This window comes from Pseudomonas sp. Hz4, assembly GCF_054898165.1.
Map to the genome: position 1 here is coordinate 5,891,299 of NZ_CM142719.1, position 18,199 is coordinate 5,909,497.

Genomic DNA, 18,199 nt, shown 5'->3' on the forward strand with positions numbered 1-18,199 from the left:
ATGTTCCTGGGAGGGCTATTTTTGCTCTCGTAACAATTGAGCGGCACGGACGGCAAAGTAAGTCAGGATGCCATCGGCGCCTGCACGTTTAAAAGCGGTCAGGGATTCGAGGATAACCCCTTCGCTCAACCAGCCATTCTGGATGGCCGCCATGTGCATGGCGTATTCACCGCTGACCTGATAAACAAAGGTCGGCACTTTAAATTCTTCTTTGACCCGGTAGAGGATGTCCAGATACGGCATGCCTGGCTTGACCATGACCATGTCCGCGCCTTCTGACAAGTCCGCCGCCACTTCATGCAGGGCTTCGTTGCTGTTGGCCGGGTCCATCTGATAGGAGGCCTTGTTGGCCTTGCCCAGGTTCAGCGCCGAACCGACCGCATCGCGGAACGGGCCGTAATAGGCGCTGGCGTACTTCGCCGAATAGGCCATGATCCGCACGTTGACGTGATCGGCCAGTTCAAGCGCTTCGCGGATCGCCTGGATGCGACCGTCCATCATGTCCGACGGGGCCACCACCTGAGCGCCGGCTGCGGCGTGGGATAGCGCCTGCTTGACCAGTGCGTCGACGGTGATGTCGTTCTGCACGTAGCCTTCTTCGTCGAGGATACCGTCCTGACCATGGGTGGTGAACGGGTCCAGGGCGACGTCGGTGATCACGCCCAGCTCAGGGAACTGCGCACGCAACGCACGGGTGGCGCGCTGGGCAATCCCGTTGGGGTTCCAGGCTTCGGCGGCGTCCAGGGATTTGAGCTCCGGCGGCGTCACCGGGAACAACGCCAAGGCCGGAATCCCCAGCGCGACCCATTTGGCCGCTTCTTCAAGCAACAGATCGATGGTCAGGCGCTCGACGCCTGGCATCGACGCCACCGCTTCGCGACGGTTTTCACCGTCCAGCACGAACACCGGCAGGATCAGGTCGTCGACGCTCAGAACATTTTCACGAACCAGTCGACGCGAGAAATCATCACGACGGTTGCGACGCAGGCGGGTTGCTGGAAACAAACGATTGGCGGGGGTAAAGCTCACGGCAGACTCCTGAGCCCGCGCTGGCGGGCGAGTGTGACAGTTATAAGCGGCCATTATGACCAACGCATGACAGTTATGTGCCCCCCTGTGACAGGTAGTCGCATTCCATTGTCCTTGTAGGAAATGTTCACGTCGAGACACATTTGGACACTTTCATGAATGTGCCCGAAGGGTTAGGCTGCGCGTTCATTTCGCCAGCATCCAGACAATGCTCCAACAATTTCTTCAGGAATTCGGCTACTTCGCCCTCTTTCTCGGCACGTTCTTCGAAGGCGAAACCATTCTGGTGCTCGCGGGCTTCCTCGCGTTCCGCGGATACATGGACCTCAAAGTGGTCATGATCGTGGCGTTCCTCGGCAGCTATGCCGGTGATCAGCTGTGGTATTTCCTGGGGCGCAAGCACGGCCGCAAGTTGCTGGCGCGCAAACCGCGCTGGCAATTGATGGGCGACCGGGCGCTGGAACATATCCGCAGACACCCGGACATCTGGGTGCTGAGTTTCCGCTTTGTCTATGGTCTGCGCACGGTGATGCCGGTGGCGATCGGCCTGTCGGGCTATCCGCCGGGACGTTATTTGCTACTTAACGGCATTGGTGCAGCGATCTGGGCCGCCGCACTGGCCGCTGCCGCTTATCACTTCGGCGCCGTGCTCGAAGGCATGCTCGGCAGCGTCAAGAAGTACGAGCTGTGGGTGCTCGGTGCCCTATTGGTACTGGGCCTGTGCCTGTGGCTGCGCCGGCGCTTCAAGAATGCCCGTCTGGCGAAGAAGATCTACGCCGACGAGCAGGCCGAGTTGGCCAAGTCTAACGAGACTAAGACGCCAGCCGAGTGAATCGGTTTCTGCAACAGTAGAGACCGATCCCGCTGAGCAGGCTGTAACTGAGCAAGCCGACCCAGCCCACCGCGCTGGCCGGCCACAGCCCAACGACCGGCGCCAGCCACACCAGCGGCACATTTGACGCCAGGCGCAGCAGTTCCAGCTTCAGCGCCCACGGGCGATTCTCCAGGGCCACGCCCAACGTAAACAAACCCAGCGCCACGGCACTCCAGCCGAGCACCAGCGCGGCGGTTGGCAAACGCTGCTCCAGGTTCATCAAGAAGCTGCCCAGCGCGATGTAGATACAAAACTGCAACACGACATAAAGCTGCTGACGCCCGTCCAGTGGCACCTCGAATTTACGGAACTGACTCAGATCCGGCTTGTTCATCGGGTACTTGGCCGCCACGTCCGCCGGGCGCCAACCGGTGCGCATGAACCAAATACGCAGTTTGTCCCATTTGCTTTGCGCACGCCGCGCGTCATCCCACAGCTGCGCGTAGAACTGCACGTTCGCCCACAACGGATTCCAGCTCGCCAGCGGCGTGGTCACGCCGAAAATCACCGGTTCGTTGTCGTCCTCTTCCTGGAACGAGCCAAATAGACGGTCCCAAATAATGAACACCCCGCCGTAGTTGCGATCCATGTAGAGAGCGTTCTGTGCATGGTGAGCCCGATGATTGGACGGCGTGACGAAGAACCACTCGAACCAGCCGAGCTTGGGAATGTGTTGGGTATGCACCCAGAATTGGTACAGCAAGTTCAGCGCGGCGACGCTGACGAACACCAGCAGCGGCACGCCGAGCACCGCCATCGGCAGGTAGAAAATCCAGCTCAACAGGAAGCCCGTACTGGTCTGGCGCAGCGCCGTGGAAAGGTTGTAGTCCTCGCTCTGGTGGTGCACCGAATGCGCCGCCCAAAGGATGTTGCGTTCGTGGCCCATGCGATGCAGCCAGTAATAGCAAAAGTCGTAGAGGACGAAGGCAAACACCCAGACCCAGACACTGTCGGCAGAGCGTTCGAACAGCGCCAAATGCTTGAGGGCAAATGCGTACGTGACCAGGCCGACGCCTTTGGTCAGCAGGCCGGTGGTGGTCGACAACACCCCGGTGCTGATGCTGTTAATCGCGTCGGCCACGCGATAATTGCTCACCCCGCGCCAACGGTCGGCCAGCAGTTCGACGGCAATCAGCACAAAGAAAAACGGCACCGCATACAGAATGAAGTCCATGACGCGCCCTGATCGGAATCTTGAGGACAGATGCTAGGTGTAGCCGCGAATTAACCCTATGGCAACGAGTGACAAATTAGTGGACATTTAACGCCATGAATCTGGAGAAAAGCCCATGAGCAAAAAAATTGCAGTGATCCTGTCCGGCTGTGGCGTGTACGACGGTGCCGAGATCCATGAAAGCGTGATCACCTTGCTGCGTCTGGACCAGCGAGGTGCTCAGGTGCAATGCTTTGCCCCCAATATCTCGCAATTGCATGTGATCAATCACCTGACCGGCGACGAAATGCCCGAGTCGCGCAACGTGCTGGTGGAATCGGCGCGGATCGCAAGGGGCAACATCAAAGACATTCGTGAGGCCGACGTCGAAGACTTCGACGCGCTGATCGTGCCCGGTGGTTTCGGGGCGGCCAAAAACCTGTCGAACTTTGCCATCGAAGGCGCTGGCTGCACCGTGCAACCGGATGTCCTTGCTTTGACCGAAGCGTTTGCCGAAGCGGGCAAACCGGTGGGGTTGATCTGCATTTCGCCAGCGCTGGCGGCGAAGATCTATGGACCGGGCGTAACCTGCACCATCGGCAACGACGCCGACACAGCAGGCGCCATGAACAAAATGGGCGCTACACACACAGACTGCGCGGTCACTGACATCGTTGAGGACAAAGCGCGCAAACTGGTGAGCACCCCGGCATACATGCTGGCGCAGAGCATCAGTGAAGCGGCTTCGGGTATCAACAAACTGGTCGACCGCGTTCTGGAACTGACCCACGAAAACGACGTTTAAAGGCAAGACCTGATCGTTCCCACGCTCTGGTGGGAACGCAGCCCGGGGCGCTCCACGTCCCAAAGCGGACGCAGAGCGTCCAGTGAGGCATTCCCACGCAGAGCGTGGGAACGATCATTGTGAACGGGATAACCGCGTCAGGATCCGGTCCAGCGCATTGGCAAACGCTTGCTTCTCACGCTCGCCAAACGGCGCTGGCCCGCCGCTCATCTGCCCCTGTTCACGTAGATCGGTGAACAGGTTACGCACCGCCAACCGATCGCCCATGTTCTGCGCATCGAACTCTTTGCCACGTGGATCCAGCGCCGCAACGCCCTTTTTCACCAGACGGTCGGCCAGCGGCACATCGCTGCAGATCACCAATTCGCCGGGTACCGCATATTCCACCAGGTAGTCGTCGGCGGCATCCGGACCACTCGGCACCACGATCAGTTTCACCAGGGTCAAACCCGGCTTGATCTGCGGCTGTCCAGCCACCAACACCACTTCGAACTGGCGCTTTAGAGCGAACTTCACTACCAGATCCTTGGCCGCCCGAGGGCAGGCGTCGGCATCGATCCAGACACGCATTGTGTTTTTCCTTTTAAAGGATCACTCGGTCAGGAAGCCGGCACCCGCCGCTTCTCGGCCATCCGGCTGCGACTGTACAGCACGATGATCGCCATGATCGCCACGACCTGAGCACTCAGCGAATACGCATCAGCGTGGATGCCCAGCCAGTCGAAGTCAAAGAACGGCACCGGCCGGGTGCCAAAAATCCCGGCTTCCTGCAACGCCTTCACACCGTGCCCGGCAAACACCACCGACAGCGCGCACAGCAAGCCGGCGTTGATGCTGAAAAACAGCGACAGCGGCAACTTCGCCGAGCCACGCAGAATCACCCACGCCAGACCGACCAGCAACACCAACGCCGTCGCACCACCCGCCAACACCGCGTTATGACCCGCTGGACCCGCCTGCAGCCACAGAGTCTCGTAAAACAGAATCACTTCAAACAGTTCGCGATACACCGAGAAGAACGCCAGCGTCGCAAACCCGAAACGCCCACCGCCGCCCACCAGGCTGCTCTTGATGTAATCCTGCCAGGCCGCTGCGTGACGACGATCGTGCATCCACACGCCGAGCCAGAGCACCATGACGGCGGCAAACAACGCCGTTGCACCTTCCAGCAATTCGCGCTGCGAACCGCTGACATCGATCACGTACGCCGCCAGCGCCCAGGTCGCCAGACCCGCCAGCAGCGCCAGCCCCCAACCGACGTTGACGCTGCGTACCGCCGATTGCTGGCCGGTATTGCGCAGGAACGCGAGGATCGCTGCCAGCACCAGAATCGCTTCCAGGCCTTCGCGCAGCAGAATCAACAAACCGGAGATGTAGCTCAGGGACCCACTCAACCCATCGCTGCCCAGCAGGCCGGCGGATTCCTTCAACTTGGCCTTGGCCGCGTCCAGACGCTGTTGGGCCTGGGCCACCGGCCAACCATCCTGCAACGACTGACGGTACGCCATCAGCGATTTTTCAGTGTCTTTGCGCACGTTGGCGTCGACGTTATCCAGCGAGCTTTCGACCCGTTCGAAACCCTCCAGATAAGCCGCCACCGACAGGTCATAGGCCTGATCATGATCGCCGGCACGGTAGGCCGCCATGCTCTTGTCCAGGGTCGCGGCGGTGTAGTCGAGCAACTGCGCCGGGCCACGCTTGACCTGCGGCGGTTGCGCCCGCTGCGCACGGAAGATCGCCGCCGCTTGCGGCCCCTCCGCGGCCTGCACTTCTGCGGGAGTCTGACGGGCCAGGTCGGCGAAGTTGTAGGTCTTTTCGGATTTTGCAGCAGCCGGGTCGGCGCTGAAGCTGGCGATGTAGGTCGCCAGATCCCAACGCTGACGATCGTCCAGCTGATCGGCGAAGGCCGGCATGTCGGTACCTTCGACACCGAGGCCCAAGGTGCTGTAGATCGCGTAGAGGCTCAGGTGATCCAGCCGCGCCGCATCACGCAGATTGGACGGCGGCGGCATCAGACCGACACCCGCCGGACCATCCCCGGCACCCGCGTCACCGTGGCAAACCGAACAATGCTGAGCGTACAGCGGCGCACCACGGGAAGGATCCGGCGTAATGATCGGCGCCTGGCTGACCTCATAGGCCACGGCCAACCTGGCGCTGAGTTGCCGTGCCTGGCGACCGACGTCCGCGCCGTCCTGACGCGCAGCGATCGCGTTGCGCAGCGTGCTGACGCCCTGCTCCAACCCGGCTTTTTCCGGTTTGGCCGGCATCGCGGCGATCAAGCCTTGCAGTGCCTTGATGAATTCGAGCTGCTCTTGGTATTCGGACTCATCAATGACCTTGCCCGCGCGCACCGTTTCCGGGTAATCCGCGCCGATGTAATCGAGCAAATGCAGCGCTTGTGGCGCGCCTTCCACGGTGTCAGCCAGCAGATTGAAACTGCACAAGGCAAACAGCGGCAACACCAGCCAGGCAAGGAAACGGGACGGGGCAGTCATGAAAGAATCTCAAATGGAAATACGAAGTAACACATTGTTCACTTCCAATGACTTTCACTCAAGCTTTGTTGTGCGGAGATCGGCACGGCATTCGGCGTTTAAGCTCCTGATCGCCGACCCGCGCGACAAGGAATACCTCAAGAGCGAAGAGCAAGCGGTCCAGGGCACGCCTTATACATCGGCGTCCAAGGGTGACGTCTATGACGTGATCAAGCGGATCAAGGCCGGCAACTTTAAAGGTGCCGACTACTTGTTGTTCGGCACCGTGTCGCACATCGACTTCAACGACAGCTACTCGGCGCCGGTCATTCTGTGCTGATTTTTGAAACTAAAAAGGCGACCCTTGGGTCGCCTTTTTTGTGTCTGACGGTTTTACACCGCCGCTTTGCGAAGGGTCGCCATGAACGCCGCCGCACCAATGAACAGCCCTGCAAAGGTGCGGTTCATGCGTTTTTGCTGCTTGGGCGTGCGCAACAACCGCAGCACCTTGGACGCCAATCCGGTGTAACCGGCCATGACAATCAGATCGACGAAGACCATGGTCACCCCGATGATCAGGTACTGAGCCAGCAGCGGTGCATGCGGATCAATGAACTGCGGCAGTACCGCGAGCATGAACACCAACGCCTTGGGGTTGCTGATGTTCACCAGGAAACCGCGAAACACCAACGCCATCGGCTTGCCAATCTGGCGCCCGGCCGCGTCGTCGCTCATGTCGCTGGGTAGCGCGCGCCATTGCTTGATCGCCAGGTAGACCAGATACGCCACGCCGAACCATTTGATCGCATAGAACGCCGTGGCCGATGCCGTGAGGATCGCACCTACACCAGCGCCAACGATCGCGATCTGCACCGCCAAGCCCAATTGCAGGCCCAGGGCGTTCCAATAACCGCGCCAGAAACCGTATCGCAGACCGCTGGACATCGACGCAATGGCGCCGGCACCGGGAGACAGACTGATCACCCAGCAGGCGGCAAAAAACGCCAGCCATGTTTGAAGCACCATCGCACACCTCGACTCAGACTCGTGACAGACGTCTAAGCTAATGCGGCTTTGGGCTGATGACTATCGATTTTTTGTAGGACAGAGCGACTGCCGACCAGCGTTTTATGGCTTTAGGGCCCCTTCGCGAGCAAGCCCGCCCCCACTGGTGACCGCGTGTTTGGTTAGAGACTCGGTCTACTGTGGGAGCGGGCTTGCCCGCGAAAGCGGTGTGTCAGGCAACAGAAGGTTTACTTTTCAAACCCACCGGTCGAGAACACATCCGTACCACGCCAGCGTCGAACCGAGCGCTGGAAGAACAGGCTGTTGGGCACTTGCACCATCGCGCTGCCGGTGCCGAGTTCTTCGGCTTCGATCAGCGTGGTGTAGAGCAGATTGATCGCCACTACCCGGCCTTTGACGCCAGGCTTGTCGGTGGTGTCCACCAACTCGACCACGTCGCCGAGGCGGAACGGGCCGACGGTGAAGATCAGGATCGCGCACAGCAGATTGGAGAGCACGCTCCACATCGCAAAGAACGCCACCGCCGCTACCGCGACAAAACCGGACAACGCGGTCCAGAGCACCGTCGCCGACACCCCCAGGCGTTCCAGTACGAAGATCAGCGCACTGCCCATGATCAGCCAGCGCAGACCACCGCGCAGCGGCATCAGCAATTGCGGTGGAAACGGATACCGCTTACCCAGGCGAGTCAGGCACTTGGCGACGCAGCGCTGGGCGACATATCCCGCCAACAGAATCAGCAGGATTTGCACAAAGAGCAAGATCGGCTCAATCCACACGGCAGGCAATGGCAGCTTGAAGGCTTCCATCAGGACAGCGCCTCCAGCTCCGCCTGCATGCTTTCGAGCAATTCCAGCGCTTCCATCCAGGTTTCTTCCAGTTCGGCTTCACGTACCTTCAGCCTGGCCTGTTCGGCCAGCAGATCACGCAAGTCGTTCTTGCGCACTGGTTCGTAAATGTCGCTGTCGCCGAGGCTGGTATCGATCTTCGCCAGTTTCTCGTGCAGCTTGCCCAACTCGGCTTCGAGCTTGTCGGCCTCGCGCTTGTGCGGCGCCAGTTGCTGACGCAACGCAGCGGCGGCCTGGCGCTGGGCCTTCTTGTCGGTCTTGTCCGGGTTTACCGGGGTGTTGCTGACGGGGGCATTGCGCTGGCGGTACTCCACCAGCCAGCGAGTGTAGTCTTCCAGATCGCCGTCGAACTCCTCGACCTTGCCATCCGCCACCAGGTAGAAATTGTCGGTGGTACTTTTAAGCAAATGGCGATCGTGGGAGACCACCAGTACCGCGCCGCTGAATTCCTGAAGCGCCATGGTCAGCGCCAGGCGCATTTCCAGGTCCAGGTGGTTGGTCGGTTCGTCGAGCAGCAGCAGGTTCGGCCGGCCCCAGGCGATCAACGCCAGCGCCAAGCGAGCCTTCTCGCCACCGGAGAAATTCAGCACCGGCTCATCGATCCGCGCGCCACGGAAGTCGAAACCACCGAGGAAGTCGCGCAGGGTCTGCTCGCGCTCAGTCGGCGCCAGGCGCTGCATATGCAGCAACGGGCTGGCCTTGGAGTCGAGCGAATCCAGCTGATGCTGGGCGAAGTAACCGACGACGGTGTTCTCGCCACGGGTCAATCGACCGGACAACGGCTCGAGTTCACCGGCGAGGTTTTTGATCAGGGTCGATTTACCGGCGCCGTTCGGGCCGAGCAAACCGATCCGTGCACCGGGGGTCAGTTGCAGCTTGACCTTTTCCAGCACGGCTTTGTCGCCATAACCCAGCCGGGCATCAGACAGGTCAATCAGCGGGCTGGAGATCTTGACCGATTCGCGGAAGACGAAATCGAACGGCGAATCGACGTGGGCGGCGGACAGTTCTTCCATCCGCTCCAGGGCCTTGATCCGGCTCTGGGCCTGACGGGCCTTAGTGGCCTGGGCCTTGAAACGGGCGATGTAGCTTTCCATGTGCGCACGTTGCACCTGTTGCTTCTCGTAGGCCTGCTGTTGCTGGGCCAGACGTTCGGCACGGGCGCGTTCGAAGGCGCTGTAACCACCGCGATACAGGGTGATCTTGCGCTGGTCGACGTGAGCCACGTGATCGACCACGGCATCGAGGAAGTCCCGGTCGTGGGAAATCAGCATCAAGGTGCCAGGATAGCTTTTGAGCCATTCTTCGAGCCAGATGATGGCGTCGAGGTCCAAGTGGTTGGTCGGTTCGTCGAGTAGCAGAAGGTCCGAGGGGCACATCAAAGCCTGCGCCAGGTTCAGACGCATCCGCCAACCACCAGAGAAATCTCCTACCTGGCGATCCATTTGTTCGTTGGTGAACCCAAGCCCCGCCAGCAACTTGCGCGCGCGGGCGTCGGCGGTGTAACCGTCGGCGCTGTCGAGCTCGGAGTGCAGGCGGGCCTGAGCGGCACCGTCATGGGCCGCTTCGGCAGCGGCGAGGTCGCGTTGCACCTCGCGCAGTCGCAGGTCGCCATCGAGCACATAGTCGACCGCCACGCGATCGAGGGTGTCGATCTCCTGGCGCATGTGGGCGATGCGCCAGTCCGCCGGCAAGAAGCAATCACCCGAGTCCGGGTGCAGGTCACCCAGAAGCAAGGCGAACAGGCTCGATTTGCCGGCGCCGTTGGCACCGATGAGGCCGGCTTTGTGGCCGGCGTGCAGGGTCAGCTCGGCGTCTTCTAGCAGACGTTGCGGGCCACGCTGTAAAGTCAGGTTCTGAAGTCGAATCATAATGGCGGCGGAGTCTACCAGCTTCGCTCGCAACTGGCGCGAGTAGCACTATGTCCTCTGACCTGTGGAGTTTTTCCCTTGGCACTTACGCCCGTCCCGGCGTTGAACGCGCATGCCTGCGATTACAGTCGGCGGGCGTGAATGTGTGCCTGCTGCTCGGTGGATTGTGGCTGGCACAGCGGGGTGTTGCCTGTAACGAGCAGCGATTGCAGCTACTTCGCAATGTGGCCGAGCCCTGGGATACCGATGTCGTTCAACCGCTGCGAGCATTGCGCATGCAATGGAAAGCCGCCGCGACTGAGGATGCCGAGCTGACTACGTTGCGCGAACAAATGAAGACATTGGAGCTCGAGGCCGAACGACATCTGTTGTTGCGGCTGGAGCGATTGGCACAGAGTTGGCCGCAAAGTGAGGCGACCGATTTATCGGCCTGGCTGGAAGGTGTGACGGCAGGCGCCGTCCACCTGGACCGCGACGCGCTGCATCAGCTGCGCGTCGCGGTATCCGGCACTTAGGAAGCGCTGGTTGGGGTGGTTGCCGCACTCGAAGCGGTTGCCGGCGTTGACGCTGGTGTGGCTGTCGAGGTGGTTGCTGCAGAAGCAGGCGTTGCAGCCGGGGTGGCTGGCTTGGCAACTGGCGCGGTGGCCGGCTTGGCCGCAACCGGTTTTTTCACTGCTGGTTTTGCAGCTGGCTTCGCCGCCGCTGGCTTGGCAGCGGGTTTGGCGGTGGCCGGCTTGGCGGCTGCTTTTACAGCGGGTTTGGCCGCGGTTCTCGCAGCAGGTTTTGCAGCGGTTTTAGCCGCGACAGATTTGGCGGCTGGCTTGGCAGCAGGTTTCGCCGCTGCAGTTTTGGCTGCTGGTCTTGCTGCGGGTTTAGCGGCCGTTTTTGCAGCTGATTTAGCAGCTGGTTTAGCAGCGGCAGTTTTCGCCACGGCGGGTTTGGCAGCGGCCGTTCTTGCAGCACCAGATTTGGTTGCGGCAGGCTTGGCAGCCGTCGTTTTAGCCGCTGGTTTCGCAGCGCTGGCAGCGACTGCTTTTCTTGCTGCTGGTTTGGCTGCGGCTTTCACCGGTGCTTTTGCAGCAGCCGGCTTGGCAGCGGCTTTCTTGGCAGGAGCCGCAGCAGGCTTGGCCGAACGCAGGGACAACGCCTTGCCGACAGCCTCTTGAACACGACCGACACCCTGGGCCAATTTCAGGCTTTCTTGAGCATCGCGCTTGAGTTGCAGAATGTAGCTGCGAGTTTCCGATTGACGATCCTTGAGGGCATCAAGCAGGTCCTCAAGCTCCTTCATCGCGCCCTTGGCTTTGGTTTGTGCCTTGGCCTTGCCGGCCGCCGCAGCGTCCTGCAATTTGGTACGGGACTTGTGCAATTTTTCCTGCGCTTTTCCGCGCTGCTTTTCCAGTTTGGCGAGCAGTTTTTCAGCATCAGCCAAGGCTTGGGAACAAGCGTTTTCCAGATGCTCGAGCAAGCTGCCCGAGAGTTGTTGGAGTAAGTGCAACGGAGTATTTACTGGCTTCTTGGTGGCCGACATGGTTTACCTCCTGGCTGACGTGGGTGCGGCTCATACTAGACCTCTGCTGCTACCGCCGCTAGGGCATGTTGACAGTATCCAAAGCGCTGCGTTGCAACGGATTGAAATTCTTCTTCGCCTGCGCAAAACCAGTTCACCGTTGAGCGCATTCACACTGGCATAATCCTGCGCATCTCAGGTCGGAGAGTGCCCATGTCGCGCTACCTTTTTTTATCACTGTGCGTGTTTTTTTCCGTGGCCCAGGCCGCCGAAAAAACCAAAGGAAATGACACTCACGATCTCTCTTACAGCCTGGGCGCGAGCCTCGGCGAACGCCTGCGCCAGGAGGTTCCCGATCTGCAACTTCAGGCGCTGATCGAAGGTTTGCAACACGCCTATCAAGGCAAACCCCTGGCGTTGAAAGATGAGCAGATCGAACAGATCCTTGCCGAGCACGAAGCCCGGGTCGCCTTGCCACCAACCCTGCCGCAAAGCGAAATCGCGCTCCAAAAAGAGCGAGCGTTTCTCGACGAGGAAAAAGCCAAACCGGGCGTTCGTGAGCTGGCAGATGGAATATTGCTAACGGAGTTGGCACCGGGCACTGGTGCCAAAGCCGGCCCCAACGGCAAAGTCCACGTGCTGTATATCGGTCGCCTTCCCGATGGCACAGTGTTCGATCAGAACAGTCAGCCGCAGTGGTTCAGTCTCGACAGCGTGATCAGCGGATGGCGCAGCGCGTTGCAGCAAATGCCGGTCGGCGCGAAATGGCGTCTGGTGATTCCATCGGCCGAAGCCTATGGCGCCGAGGGTGCCGGCGACCTGATTGCGCCGTTTACACCGCTGGTATTCGAAGTCGAATTGCGCGGTGCCACACGCTGAATACCGGAAACGAAAAACGGCGCGCATAGCGCACCGTTTTTGGAGGTCTTGCAGGAAGGGGTTCAGGCCTGAACCGAATCTTCTTCCTTGTGAGCGGTGTGCAGCACTTCGATCAGGCAGTCTTCCAGTTCGAAGCGTTCGTGCAACAGGCCACCCAGCTCTTTGAATTTCTCTGCCACGCATTGACCTGCATCACACAGATCGTTGAAGGCGAGCAGCTTCTCGGTGATGACGTCGATGCGCGGGTAGATCGTCTCGGCCAACTCCAGACCACGCTTGTCGTTGAAGGCCTTGGCCTCCCCCGTCAACTGTTCGTAGATCTCGAAGTGCCCCGCAGACACGTAATCGACCAGCACGCCGCAGAACTCCTGCAACGGCTTGCGGTTCTCGCTCAGAGTCTCAGGCTTGGCGCCGAGAGCATCATAGGCCCGAACCAGTTCGTGACGCTCCTGCAACCAGCGATCGATCAGCAGATGCACTCCACCCCAGCGTTCTTGAGCATTCTGACAACTTTCGAGCATGGTGATCTCTCTTCCCTTGTGGGTCATGCTGCCCTACACCCGTCGCACACTTGAAGGTCAAGTATCGGCCAGGCAGAGCGTCATTCGAGCAACATAATTCCAATGACACGTGCGGGCCAGATTATGCCCGCGCGACAATGGCTTCAAGGTACGCAGGAGACAAAGTTCATACAAGTGTTTAATCACCCGTCAGCGCCCGGTGTGACAACTCGCCGCTGAGCGGTCGCTGACAGGCTTTCCAGACAAGACGCAGCACCTGATAAATACCTAAAACCGTCATCGCCATGAAGAGCAGCAGACTCCACTCAGGAATGCTCAGATCGAACAGTGTCCAGAAAATCTCCGCGCACTCTACCTCCCCTTTAAACATCTGCGTGACCTGACACAACCAAGGCATGTCCTCGTACTGAACGGCCAGATTGGGCGAGCACGTCAAAAGCTGATGCGTTGGATCGCTCTGCAGCAATACCTGCCGCCACGCCATGACCGTACCCGCAAGACTGCAAAGCAGACCGAGCATCCAATACAGAAAAGACCCGAAGCGGCCCGGCCCATGCACCGAAGCCATCAGGCAGGTACCCGTGAGTAACGCGAGGGAAAGCCGCTGTAACAGGCACAACCCGCAAGGTTTGAGGCCGACTGCATATTCCAGGTAATAGGACACGCCCAGGGCCAGGGCACCTGCAATGAAAGCCATGAAAAACAAGGAGCGTGAGCAGGCCAAAGACATGGCATTTCCGTAACAGTAGAGACAGACGGTTACGGTAGAGGAAAGCACGCCAGCCTTTCAAGGCAGGCCAGCAGGGACACTTCAACAGAAGTGTAGGGAATTCCCGACAGAAGCGAGAGGATTAGGTGTAGCCCTCTGTAGGACTCTGCCGATGACGGACTACAAAGGTAAAATTCCGGCAAATTGCAGCCGACTGGATCGCCCGTTCGAGCGACCCGTCATTCACTTATCAAGCGTGAACAGGAACTGGCAACGGTGCCGCCAGCAAGCGCTTATCCAACAAGCCCAAGCCCTCCTGGAACAACTGATTGCTGCGCTCGGTGTCACCCAACTGCGCCAGCAGCCGCGCCAGTTCCGCGCAGGCTTCGGGATTGCGCTGCATGCGCAAGCTGCTTTCCAGATAGTCTCGTGCCTTGCCCCAAAGGCTGCTTTGCAAACACAAGCGCCCCAGTGTCAGCAGCAGGCTCGGGTCGGCCGGATGGTCTTTAAGCCAGCCCTCGGCGGTGTGCAGTTGACGTGCCGGATCACTGCCGCGAACGAGGCCATAGAGGCGTGCAAGATGACTGTCATAGGTGCGCTTGAGCGCCGCTCGCAGGATCTCTTCGGCCTCGACCTGAGCACCCAGCTGCCGAAGCTGCTCGGCATAAGCGAGCACCAGTTGCGGCTCCTGACGCTGAGCTGAAGTCAACTGCTGCCAAGCGCGATTGAGCGACTGCAAGCCGACCGTCCCGTCTTCTTCCTGATGCGCCGCCAGTGACAGGTTCTCACCCCAGGCTCGGCGCTCCAGTTCGGCCAGCTCGGCCGGTGGCAGGACCTTGTCCTTGCGTAGCTCGGGCAGCAGGCGAATCACGGCTGACCAGTCGCCTCGCTGTTGATGCAAGCGCTGCAACTGACGCAAGGTCTGGACGTTATGAGGATGACGCTCGTGCATGGCTTGCAGGGTCACCAGAGCGCCTTCGGTATCGCCGCGGTCAGTCTGCAATTGGGCATGGCTGAGGGCAATCGCCAACTCCGCCTGAGGCTGTCGCTCAAGAGCGCGCTCCAGCAAGTTGTCGCTTTCCTCGTAATGACCTTGTTCGTTCGCGGCCCGGGCAGCGCCGAGGTAGTAAAGCAATGGCTGGCGCTCGGCTTCCGCGGCCCGATGAAGATGACGCTGTGCACTGGCCCAGCGACCTTCGGCCAGATCCAGCTGACCGTGTTCAATCGCCACCTGCACCCGGCGACTACGGTTGCGTCGCGACCAGGGATTGACCACACCGCTGGAGGTCGTCACCAGTTCGATTAACGCCTTGATGCCCCAAAACACCAACCACAGCACGGCGACCAACGCCAGGGTTGCCCACAGGCTCGATTCGTAGCGGAAGCTTTTGTAGGCGATCAGCACGTAACCCGAATGCTCGGCAATCGCCAACCCCAGCGCAGCGGCAGCGGCGATCACCAGGAACACGATCACATAGAGGCGTTTCATGGCGTCGCCTCCTGCGCGGTGTCCCCAGCAGGTTTGGCCATCGGTTTGATCGAGTCTTCGGCGTTGACATTACGCCGCTCCAGATACCCCTGAACCGCGCTCAGCGTGCCGGTCAGGTCTGGCGTGACGACGGTGACCGGCTGCTTGCTCAACTCGCCAACCTGCTCAAGCATCACTTTGCTCTGAGGGTTGTCCGGATTGAAGTTGCCCTTGAGCACGTCCCGCGCCTCCGCCAGCGCCTGGGTGTAAACGGCTGCCTGGCCATTGAGCGCGGCCCATTGCGCCTGCTCCAGTGCCAGGCTCAGGGCCAGGCGAACCTGGCTCAGGCTCTGCCCAGCCAGTAATGGACGCACATTCTTGTCGGCGTTGAAGTCGATGCGGATGTAGCGCGAGACCTGATCCCACCATTGCGCCCAGCGACTCGCGCCGTCGCCATCGGCGGTGAGACCCAACAAGGATTCACCGCGATCCTTGTACTCGGGTGCCAGCTCCGTGAGGCTGATCACCTGATCGCGCAGCGCCCCCAGTCGTAGGAACAGCCCGGTGCGATCCGGCTGCTCGGTGCTACGCAATGCCACCAGCGTTTTGGCCACTTGCTCGCGAGCGGCAAAAGAACCCGGGTCATTCTGTTCGCGCAGAATTTCATCGGCGCCCTGCACCAGGGCCTGGGCACTGCTGATGTCCTGCAACGCGGAAAGACGCAGGCTGGCCAGACGCAGCAAGTGCTCGGCCTCGGCCAGACGCCAGTCCTTGCGGCTGGCACCGAGAACCGTTTCCAGACGTTGACTCAAGCGTTGCTGATCGCCTTGAAGTTGAGTCACCAAACGACTGCGCGCGTCGAGCTCGTCGGCGGCAGGCATTTGTTCCAGGCGAGCGGTCAGACGTTGTTCATTGAGTTTCAGGTTCTGCGCCTGATCGTTCAATGCCTGGACCTGACTCAACTGCTGTTGAGTATTGGCTTGCAGGTGACGCACCTGCCAGACTCCCCAACCGCCCACGGCGACACCGGCAGCGCCCAACAACAGCGCGACGATTGCCAGCCCATTGCCTCGGCGCTGCACTGCAGCAGGTGGCCCGGTTTCAACCGGTGCTTCAACCGGTGCATCGCGCACTGGCTGGACGTCATCTTTAGGCAAGGCTGTTTCGCTCACGTATCCATCCTTTGCATTAGAGAACGGGCACGGGGTGCTCCCGTAACGCCGTCAGCAAAGCCGCGGCACTGGCGCCGCGACAATCCACAACTGTTTGGGCCCCGGCGGCACGTGCCAGCTCGGCGACCCTGGGGCTTGGAACAAACAACGGCAACCGTGCCAATTGCGACCAGGCATCGCCGGCCAATTGATGCAGGTGCTCAAAACCCTGCCCACTGCTGACCACCAGCCCGTTCAAGCGTTCCGCCCGGATCCGGTCCGGCAGGGCCGCTGACGGGTACTTCGGCAGGCCGCGACTGTACAACTCCAGATACTCGACACTAGCACCTAGCTCGCGCAAACGCTCAGCCAGCAACTCGCGTCCGCCCTCCCCGCGCATGATCAGCACACGCGGACCGGGCCGTGCGATCGCCTCGCGCAACGAGGGAAGTTCAAGCAACGCTTCGCTGTCATCGCCATCCACCGGGAAGCTGATGTCCAACCCGCGATCCTCAAGGATCTGCGCGGTGGCCGCGCCCACGCTGAACCACTTCAGACGAGGTGGTTGCGGCCAATACCGGTCGAGCAGATCCACAGCGATTCTGGCGGCTGGCTTGCTGACTACAATCACCGCGCAAAAGCGATCCAGACCCTGAATCACCTCGCGCATTGTGTCAGAGACAGGAATCGGCTCGATCTCCAAAAGCGGCAAACTGCTGCTGAAAATCCCCTTTTCGGTCAAAAGACTGCTCAGCGCCGCCGACTCATCCGCGGGACGCGTCAGCAGCAGGCGCCAGCCCGTCACTCGTGACCTGCCTCGCCGTAGACTGCTTTCAGAATGTCGTTGGCGCCTTGACTCAGCAGGTCTTCAGCCACTTGCACGCCCAGGGCTTCGGCGTCACTGCGTGGTGCACGAGCCTCGGCGCTGAGCAGCAGACCACCGTTCGGATCACCGACAAGGCCACGTAACCAGATCTGCTCACCTTCAAGCACGGCGTAGCAGGCGATTGGCACTTGGCAGCCGCCATTCAAATGTTTGTTGAGAGCACGTTCGGCGGTCACGCGGGTGGCGGTGTCCTGATGGTGCAGCGGCGCCAACAGCGCGTGAATGTCGCTGTCGGCGCTACGGCATTCAATACCCACCGCGCCTTGGCCACCGGCCGGCAGACTGTCGTCGACGCTGATGGCCGAGCTGATCCGATCTTCAAAGCCAAGACGAATCAGGCCGGCAGCAGCGAGGATAATGGCGTCGTATTCGCCGGCATCGAGCTTGGCCAGGCGGGTGTTGACGTTACCGCGCAGGAAGCGGATCTCCAGGTCCGGACGCCGGGTCAGCAATTGAGCCTGACGGCGCAGACTGGAGGTGCCGACGATGCTGCCTTGCGGCAACTCATCCAGGCTGGCGTAGGTGTTGGAGACGAACGCATCGCGCGGGTCTTCGCGTTCGCAGATGCAGAACAGACCGAGACCTTCAGGGAAGTCCATCGGCACGTCTTTCATGGAGTGCACAGCGATGTCGGCTTCGTTTTCCAGCAGCGCGGTTTCAAGCTCTTTGACGAACAGGCCCTTGCCGCCGATTTTCGACAGTGGCGAGTCGAGCAACTTGTCACCGCGACTGACCATGGGCACCAACGTCACGAGCAGACCCGGATGGGCCTCTTCCAGACGAGCTTTGACGTATTCGGCCTGCCACAGGGCGAGAGCACTTTTACGGGTGGCGATGCGGATTTCGCGAGAGGACATGGATCAATCCGTACTGAAAAGATACGGCGGATAATAACAGCTCAGCCAAATCCACTTTGACTTGTATCAGAAACCGCGTGGCCTCCCTGGCCTCAGACACCCGGCAATCGGGTAAAACCCGCCCGTAAATGGCGG

The 18,199-nt window shown here is 60.3% G+C and carries 18 protein-coding genes and 1 pseudogene; 5 read left to right on the plus strand and 14 right to left on the minus strand.

Annotated elements, in window-relative coordinates; all coding sequences use genetic code 11:
• Window positions 1-15: 15 nt before the first annotated feature.
• Window positions 16-1,029, minus strand: coding sequence for a porphobilinogen synthase (gene hemB, locus ACYZTR_RS27220; RefSeq protein WP_461975312.1), 1,014 nt, complete (start codon window positions 1,027-1,029; stop codon window positions 16-18).
• A gap of 208 nt (window positions 1,030-1,237) precedes the next feature.
• On the opposite strand from hemB, the gene ACYZTR_RS27225 reads away from it, so the two are divergent.
• Complete coding sequence (locus ACYZTR_RS27225) at window positions 1,238-1,861, plus strand: DedA family protein (protein ID WP_461975314.1); 624 nt, start codon at window positions 1,238-1,240, stop codon at window positions 1,859-1,861.
• On the opposite strand, the gene ACYZTR_RS27230 is transcribed toward ACYZTR_RS27225, so the two are convergent.
• Window positions 1,842-3,077 carry a sterol desaturase family protein gene (locus ACYZTR_RS27230; RefSeq protein WP_461975316.1) on the minus strand — a complete coding sequence of 412 codons (1,236 nt, stop codon included), beginning with the start codon at window positions 3,075-3,077 and terminating at the stop codon, window positions 1,842-1,844. The genes ACYZTR_RS27225 and ACYZTR_RS27230 overlap by 20 nt on opposite strands.
• Window positions 3,078-3,192: 115 nt before the next feature.
• Here ACYZTR_RS27230 and elbB point away from each other — a divergent pair, with 115 nt between their 5' ends.
• Window positions 3,193-3,861: an isoprenoid biosynthesis glyoxalase ElbB gene (gene elbB / locus ACYZTR_RS27235; RefSeq protein ID WP_461975318.1), complete on the plus strand. Its 669-nt coding sequence runs from the start codon at window positions 3,193-3,195 to the stop codon at window positions 3,859-3,861.
• Between the two features lie 114 nt (window positions 3,862-3,975).
• Here the strand turns inward: elbB and ACYZTR_RS27240 are convergent, their stop codons facing one another.
• The gene (locus ACYZTR_RS27240; protein WP_461975320.1) at window positions 3,976-4,431 is read right to left on the minus strand and encodes a YaiI/YqxD family protein; all 456 of its coding nucleotides are present in this window, start codon (window positions 4,429-4,431) and stop codon (window positions 3,976-3,978) included.
• Between the two features lie 29 nt (window positions 4,432-4,460).
• Window positions 4,461-6,359, minus strand: coding sequence for an FTR1 family protein (locus ACYZTR_RS27245; protein WP_461975322.1), 1,899 nt, complete (start codon window positions 6,357-6,359; stop codon window positions 4,461-4,463).
• Window positions 6,360-6,510: 151 nt separating this feature from the next.
• Between ACYZTR_RS27245 and ACYZTR_RS27250 the strand changes: the two are divergent.
• Window positions 6,511-6,660: pseudogene (locus tag ACYZTR_RS27250) on the plus strand (penicillin-binding protein activator LpoB); the annotation flags it as partial.
• Window positions 6,661-6,731: 71 nt separating this feature from the next.
• On the opposite strand, the gene ACYZTR_RS27255 reads toward ACYZTR_RS27250, so the two are convergent.
• From ACYZTR_RS27255 to ACYZTR_RS27265, 3 genes are all read right to left on the minus strand, one after another.
• Window positions 6,732-7,364 carry a LysE family transporter gene (locus tag ACYZTR_RS27255; RefSeq protein ID WP_461975324.1) on the minus strand — a complete coding sequence of 211 codons (633 nt, stop codon included), beginning with the start codon at window positions 7,362-7,364 and terminating at the stop codon, window positions 6,732-6,734.
• A gap of 227 nt (window positions 7,365-7,591) precedes the next feature.
• Window positions 7,592-8,173, minus strand: coding sequence for a mechanosensitive ion channel domain-containing protein (locus ACYZTR_RS27260; protein WP_461975326.1), 582 nt, complete (start codon window positions 8,171-8,173; stop codon window positions 7,592-7,594).
• Window positions 8,173-10,083 carry an ATP-binding cassette domain-containing protein gene (locus tag ACYZTR_RS27265; RefSeq protein ID WP_461975328.1) on the minus strand — a complete coding sequence of 637 codons (1,911 nt, stop codon included), beginning with the start codon at window positions 10,081-10,083 and terminating at the stop codon, window positions 8,173-8,175. Before ACYZTR_RS27265 ends, ACYZTR_RS27260 begins: the two co-directional genes overlap by 1 nt.
• Before the next feature lie 50 nt (window positions 10,084-10,133).
• On the opposite strand from ACYZTR_RS27265, the gene ACYZTR_RS27270 reads away from it, so the two are divergent.
• On the plus strand, window positions 10,134-10,598 hold the full coding sequence (locus ACYZTR_RS27270) for a TIGR02444 family protein (protein WP_461975330.1): 465 nt from the start codon (window positions 10,134-10,136) through the stop codon (window positions 10,596-10,598).
• On the opposite strand, the gene ACYZTR_RS27275 is transcribed toward ACYZTR_RS27270, so the two are convergent.
• Window positions 10,595-11,614, minus strand: a complete 1,020-nt coding sequence (locus ACYZTR_RS27275) for an AlgP family protein (RefSeq protein ID WP_461975332.1) — start codon at window positions 11,612-11,614, stop codon at window positions 10,595-10,597. The two genes, ACYZTR_RS27270 and ACYZTR_RS27275, sit on opposite strands and share 4 nt — an antisense overlap.
• 192 nt (window positions 11,615-11,806) lie before the next feature.
• Here ACYZTR_RS27275 and ACYZTR_RS27280 point away from each other — a divergent pair, with 192 nt between their 5' ends.
• Window positions 11,807-12,472 (plus strand): FKBP-type peptidyl-prolyl cis-trans isomerase, encoded by a 666-nt coding sequence (locus ACYZTR_RS27280; RefSeq protein WP_461975334.1) that lies wholly within the window; start codon window positions 11,807-11,809, stop codon window positions 12,470-12,472.
• 62 nt (window positions 12,473-12,534) lie between these two features.
• On the opposite strand, the gene rsd is transcribed toward ACYZTR_RS27280, so the two are convergent.
• From rsd to hemC, 6 genes are all read right to left on the minus strand, one after another.
• Window positions 12,535-12,993 carry a sigma D regulator gene (gene rsd / locus ACYZTR_RS27285; protein WP_282376157.1) on the minus strand — a complete coding sequence of 153 codons (459 nt, stop codon included), beginning with the start codon at window positions 12,991-12,993 and terminating at the stop codon, window positions 12,535-12,537.
• Window positions 12,994-13,171: 178 nt separating this feature from the next.
• On the minus strand, window positions 13,172-13,723 hold the full coding sequence (locus ACYZTR_RS27290; RefSeq protein ID WP_461975336.1) for a disulfide bond formation protein B: 552 nt from the start codon (window positions 13,721-13,723) through the stop codon (window positions 13,172-13,174).
• 229 nt (window positions 13,724-13,952) lie between these two features.
• The gene (locus ACYZTR_RS27295) at window positions 13,953-15,191 is read right to left on the minus strand and encodes a heme biosynthesis HemY N-terminal domain-containing protein (protein ID WP_461975338.1); all 1,239 of its coding nucleotides are present in this window, start codon (window positions 15,189-15,191) and stop codon (window positions 13,953-13,955) included.
• The gene (locus ACYZTR_RS27300) at window positions 15,188-16,342 is read right to left on the minus strand and encodes a uroporphyrinogen-III C-methyltransferase (protein WP_461975340.1); all 1,155 of its coding nucleotides are present in this window, start codon (window positions 16,340-16,342) and stop codon (window positions 15,188-15,190) included. The genes ACYZTR_RS27295 and ACYZTR_RS27300 overlap by 4 nt, the downstream gene beginning before the upstream one ends.
• A 16-nt stretch (window positions 16,343-16,358) precedes the next feature.
• The gene (locus tag ACYZTR_RS27305; RefSeq protein WP_461975342.1) at window positions 16,359-17,126 is read right to left on the minus strand and encodes a uroporphyrinogen-III synthase; all 768 of its coding nucleotides are present in this window, start codon (window positions 17,124-17,126) and stop codon (window positions 16,359-16,361) included.
• Window positions 17,123-18,064, minus strand: a complete 942-nt coding sequence (hemC, locus tag ACYZTR_RS27310) for a hydroxymethylbilane synthase (protein WP_461975344.1) — start codon at window positions 18,062-18,064, stop codon at window positions 17,123-17,125. Before hemC ends, ACYZTR_RS27305 begins: the two co-directional genes overlap by 4 nt.
• Between the last annotated feature and the right edge of the window lie 135 nt (window positions 18,065-18,199).

What these genes read in the sequence shown, in the direction of transcription:
- rsd (WP_282376157.1), bottom strand. Translation starts at nt 12,993, where the DNA reads ATGCTCGAAAGTTGTCAGAATGCTCAAGAACGCTGGGGTGGAGTGCAT.
- ACYZTR_RS27275 (WP_461975332.1), bottom strand. Translation starts at nt 11,614, where the DNA reads ATGTCGGCCACCAAGAAGCCAGTAAATACTCCGTTGCACTTACTCCAA.
- hemC (WP_461975344.1), bottom strand. Translation starts at nt 18,064, where the DNA reads ATGTCCTCTCGCGAAATCCGCATCGCCACCCGTAAAAGTGCTCTCGCC.
- elbB (WP_461975318.1), top strand. Translation starts at nt 3,193, where the DNA reads ATGAGCAAAAAAATTGCAGTGATCCTGTCCGGCTGTGGCGTGTACGAC.
- ACYZTR_RS27255 (WP_461975324.1), bottom strand. Translation starts at nt 7,364, where the DNA reads ATGGTGCTTCAAACATGGCTGGCGTTTTTTGCCGCCTGCTGGGTGATC.
- ACYZTR_RS27295 (WP_461975338.1), bottom strand. Translation starts at nt 15,191, where the DNA reads ATGAAACGCCTCTATGTGATCGTGTTCCTGGTGATCGCCGCTGCCGCT.
- ACYZTR_RS27265 (WP_461975328.1), bottom strand. Translation starts at nt 10,083, where the DNA reads ATGATTCGACTTCAGAACCTGACTTTACAGCGTGGCCCGCAACGTCTG.
- ACYZTR_RS27280 (WP_461975334.1), top strand. Translation starts at nt 11,807, where the DNA reads ATGTCGCGCTACCTTTTTTTATCACTGTGCGTGTTTTTTTCCGTGGCC.
- ACYZTR_RS27290 (WP_461975336.1), bottom strand. Translation starts at nt 13,723, where the DNA reads ATGTCTTTGGCCTGCTCACGCTCCTTGTTTTTCATGGCTTTCATTGCA.
- ACYZTR_RS27225 (WP_461975314.1), top strand. Translation starts at nt 1,238, where the DNA reads ATGCTCCAACAATTTCTTCAGGAATTCGGCTACTTCGCCCTCTTTCTC.
- ACYZTR_RS27245 (WP_461975322.1), bottom strand. Translation starts at nt 6,359, where the DNA reads ATGACTGCCCCGTCCCGTTTCCTTGCCTGGCTGGTGTTGCCGCTGTTT.
- ACYZTR_RS27230 (WP_461975316.1), bottom strand. Translation starts at nt 3,077, where the DNA reads ATGGACTTCATTCTGTATGCGGTGCCGTTTTTCTTTGTGCTGATTGCC.
- ACYZTR_RS27260 (WP_461975326.1), bottom strand. Translation starts at nt 8,173, where the DNA reads ATGGAAGCCTTCAAGCTGCCATTGCCTGCCGTGTGGATTGAGCCGATC.
- ACYZTR_RS27240 (WP_461975320.1), bottom strand. Translation starts at nt 4,431, where the DNA reads ATGCGTGTCTGGATCGATGCCGACGCCTGCCCTCGGGCGGCCAAGGAT.
- ACYZTR_RS27270 (WP_461975330.1), top strand. Translation starts at nt 10,134, where the DNA reads ATGTCCTCTGACCTGTGGAGTTTTTCCCTTGGCACTTACGCCCGTCCC.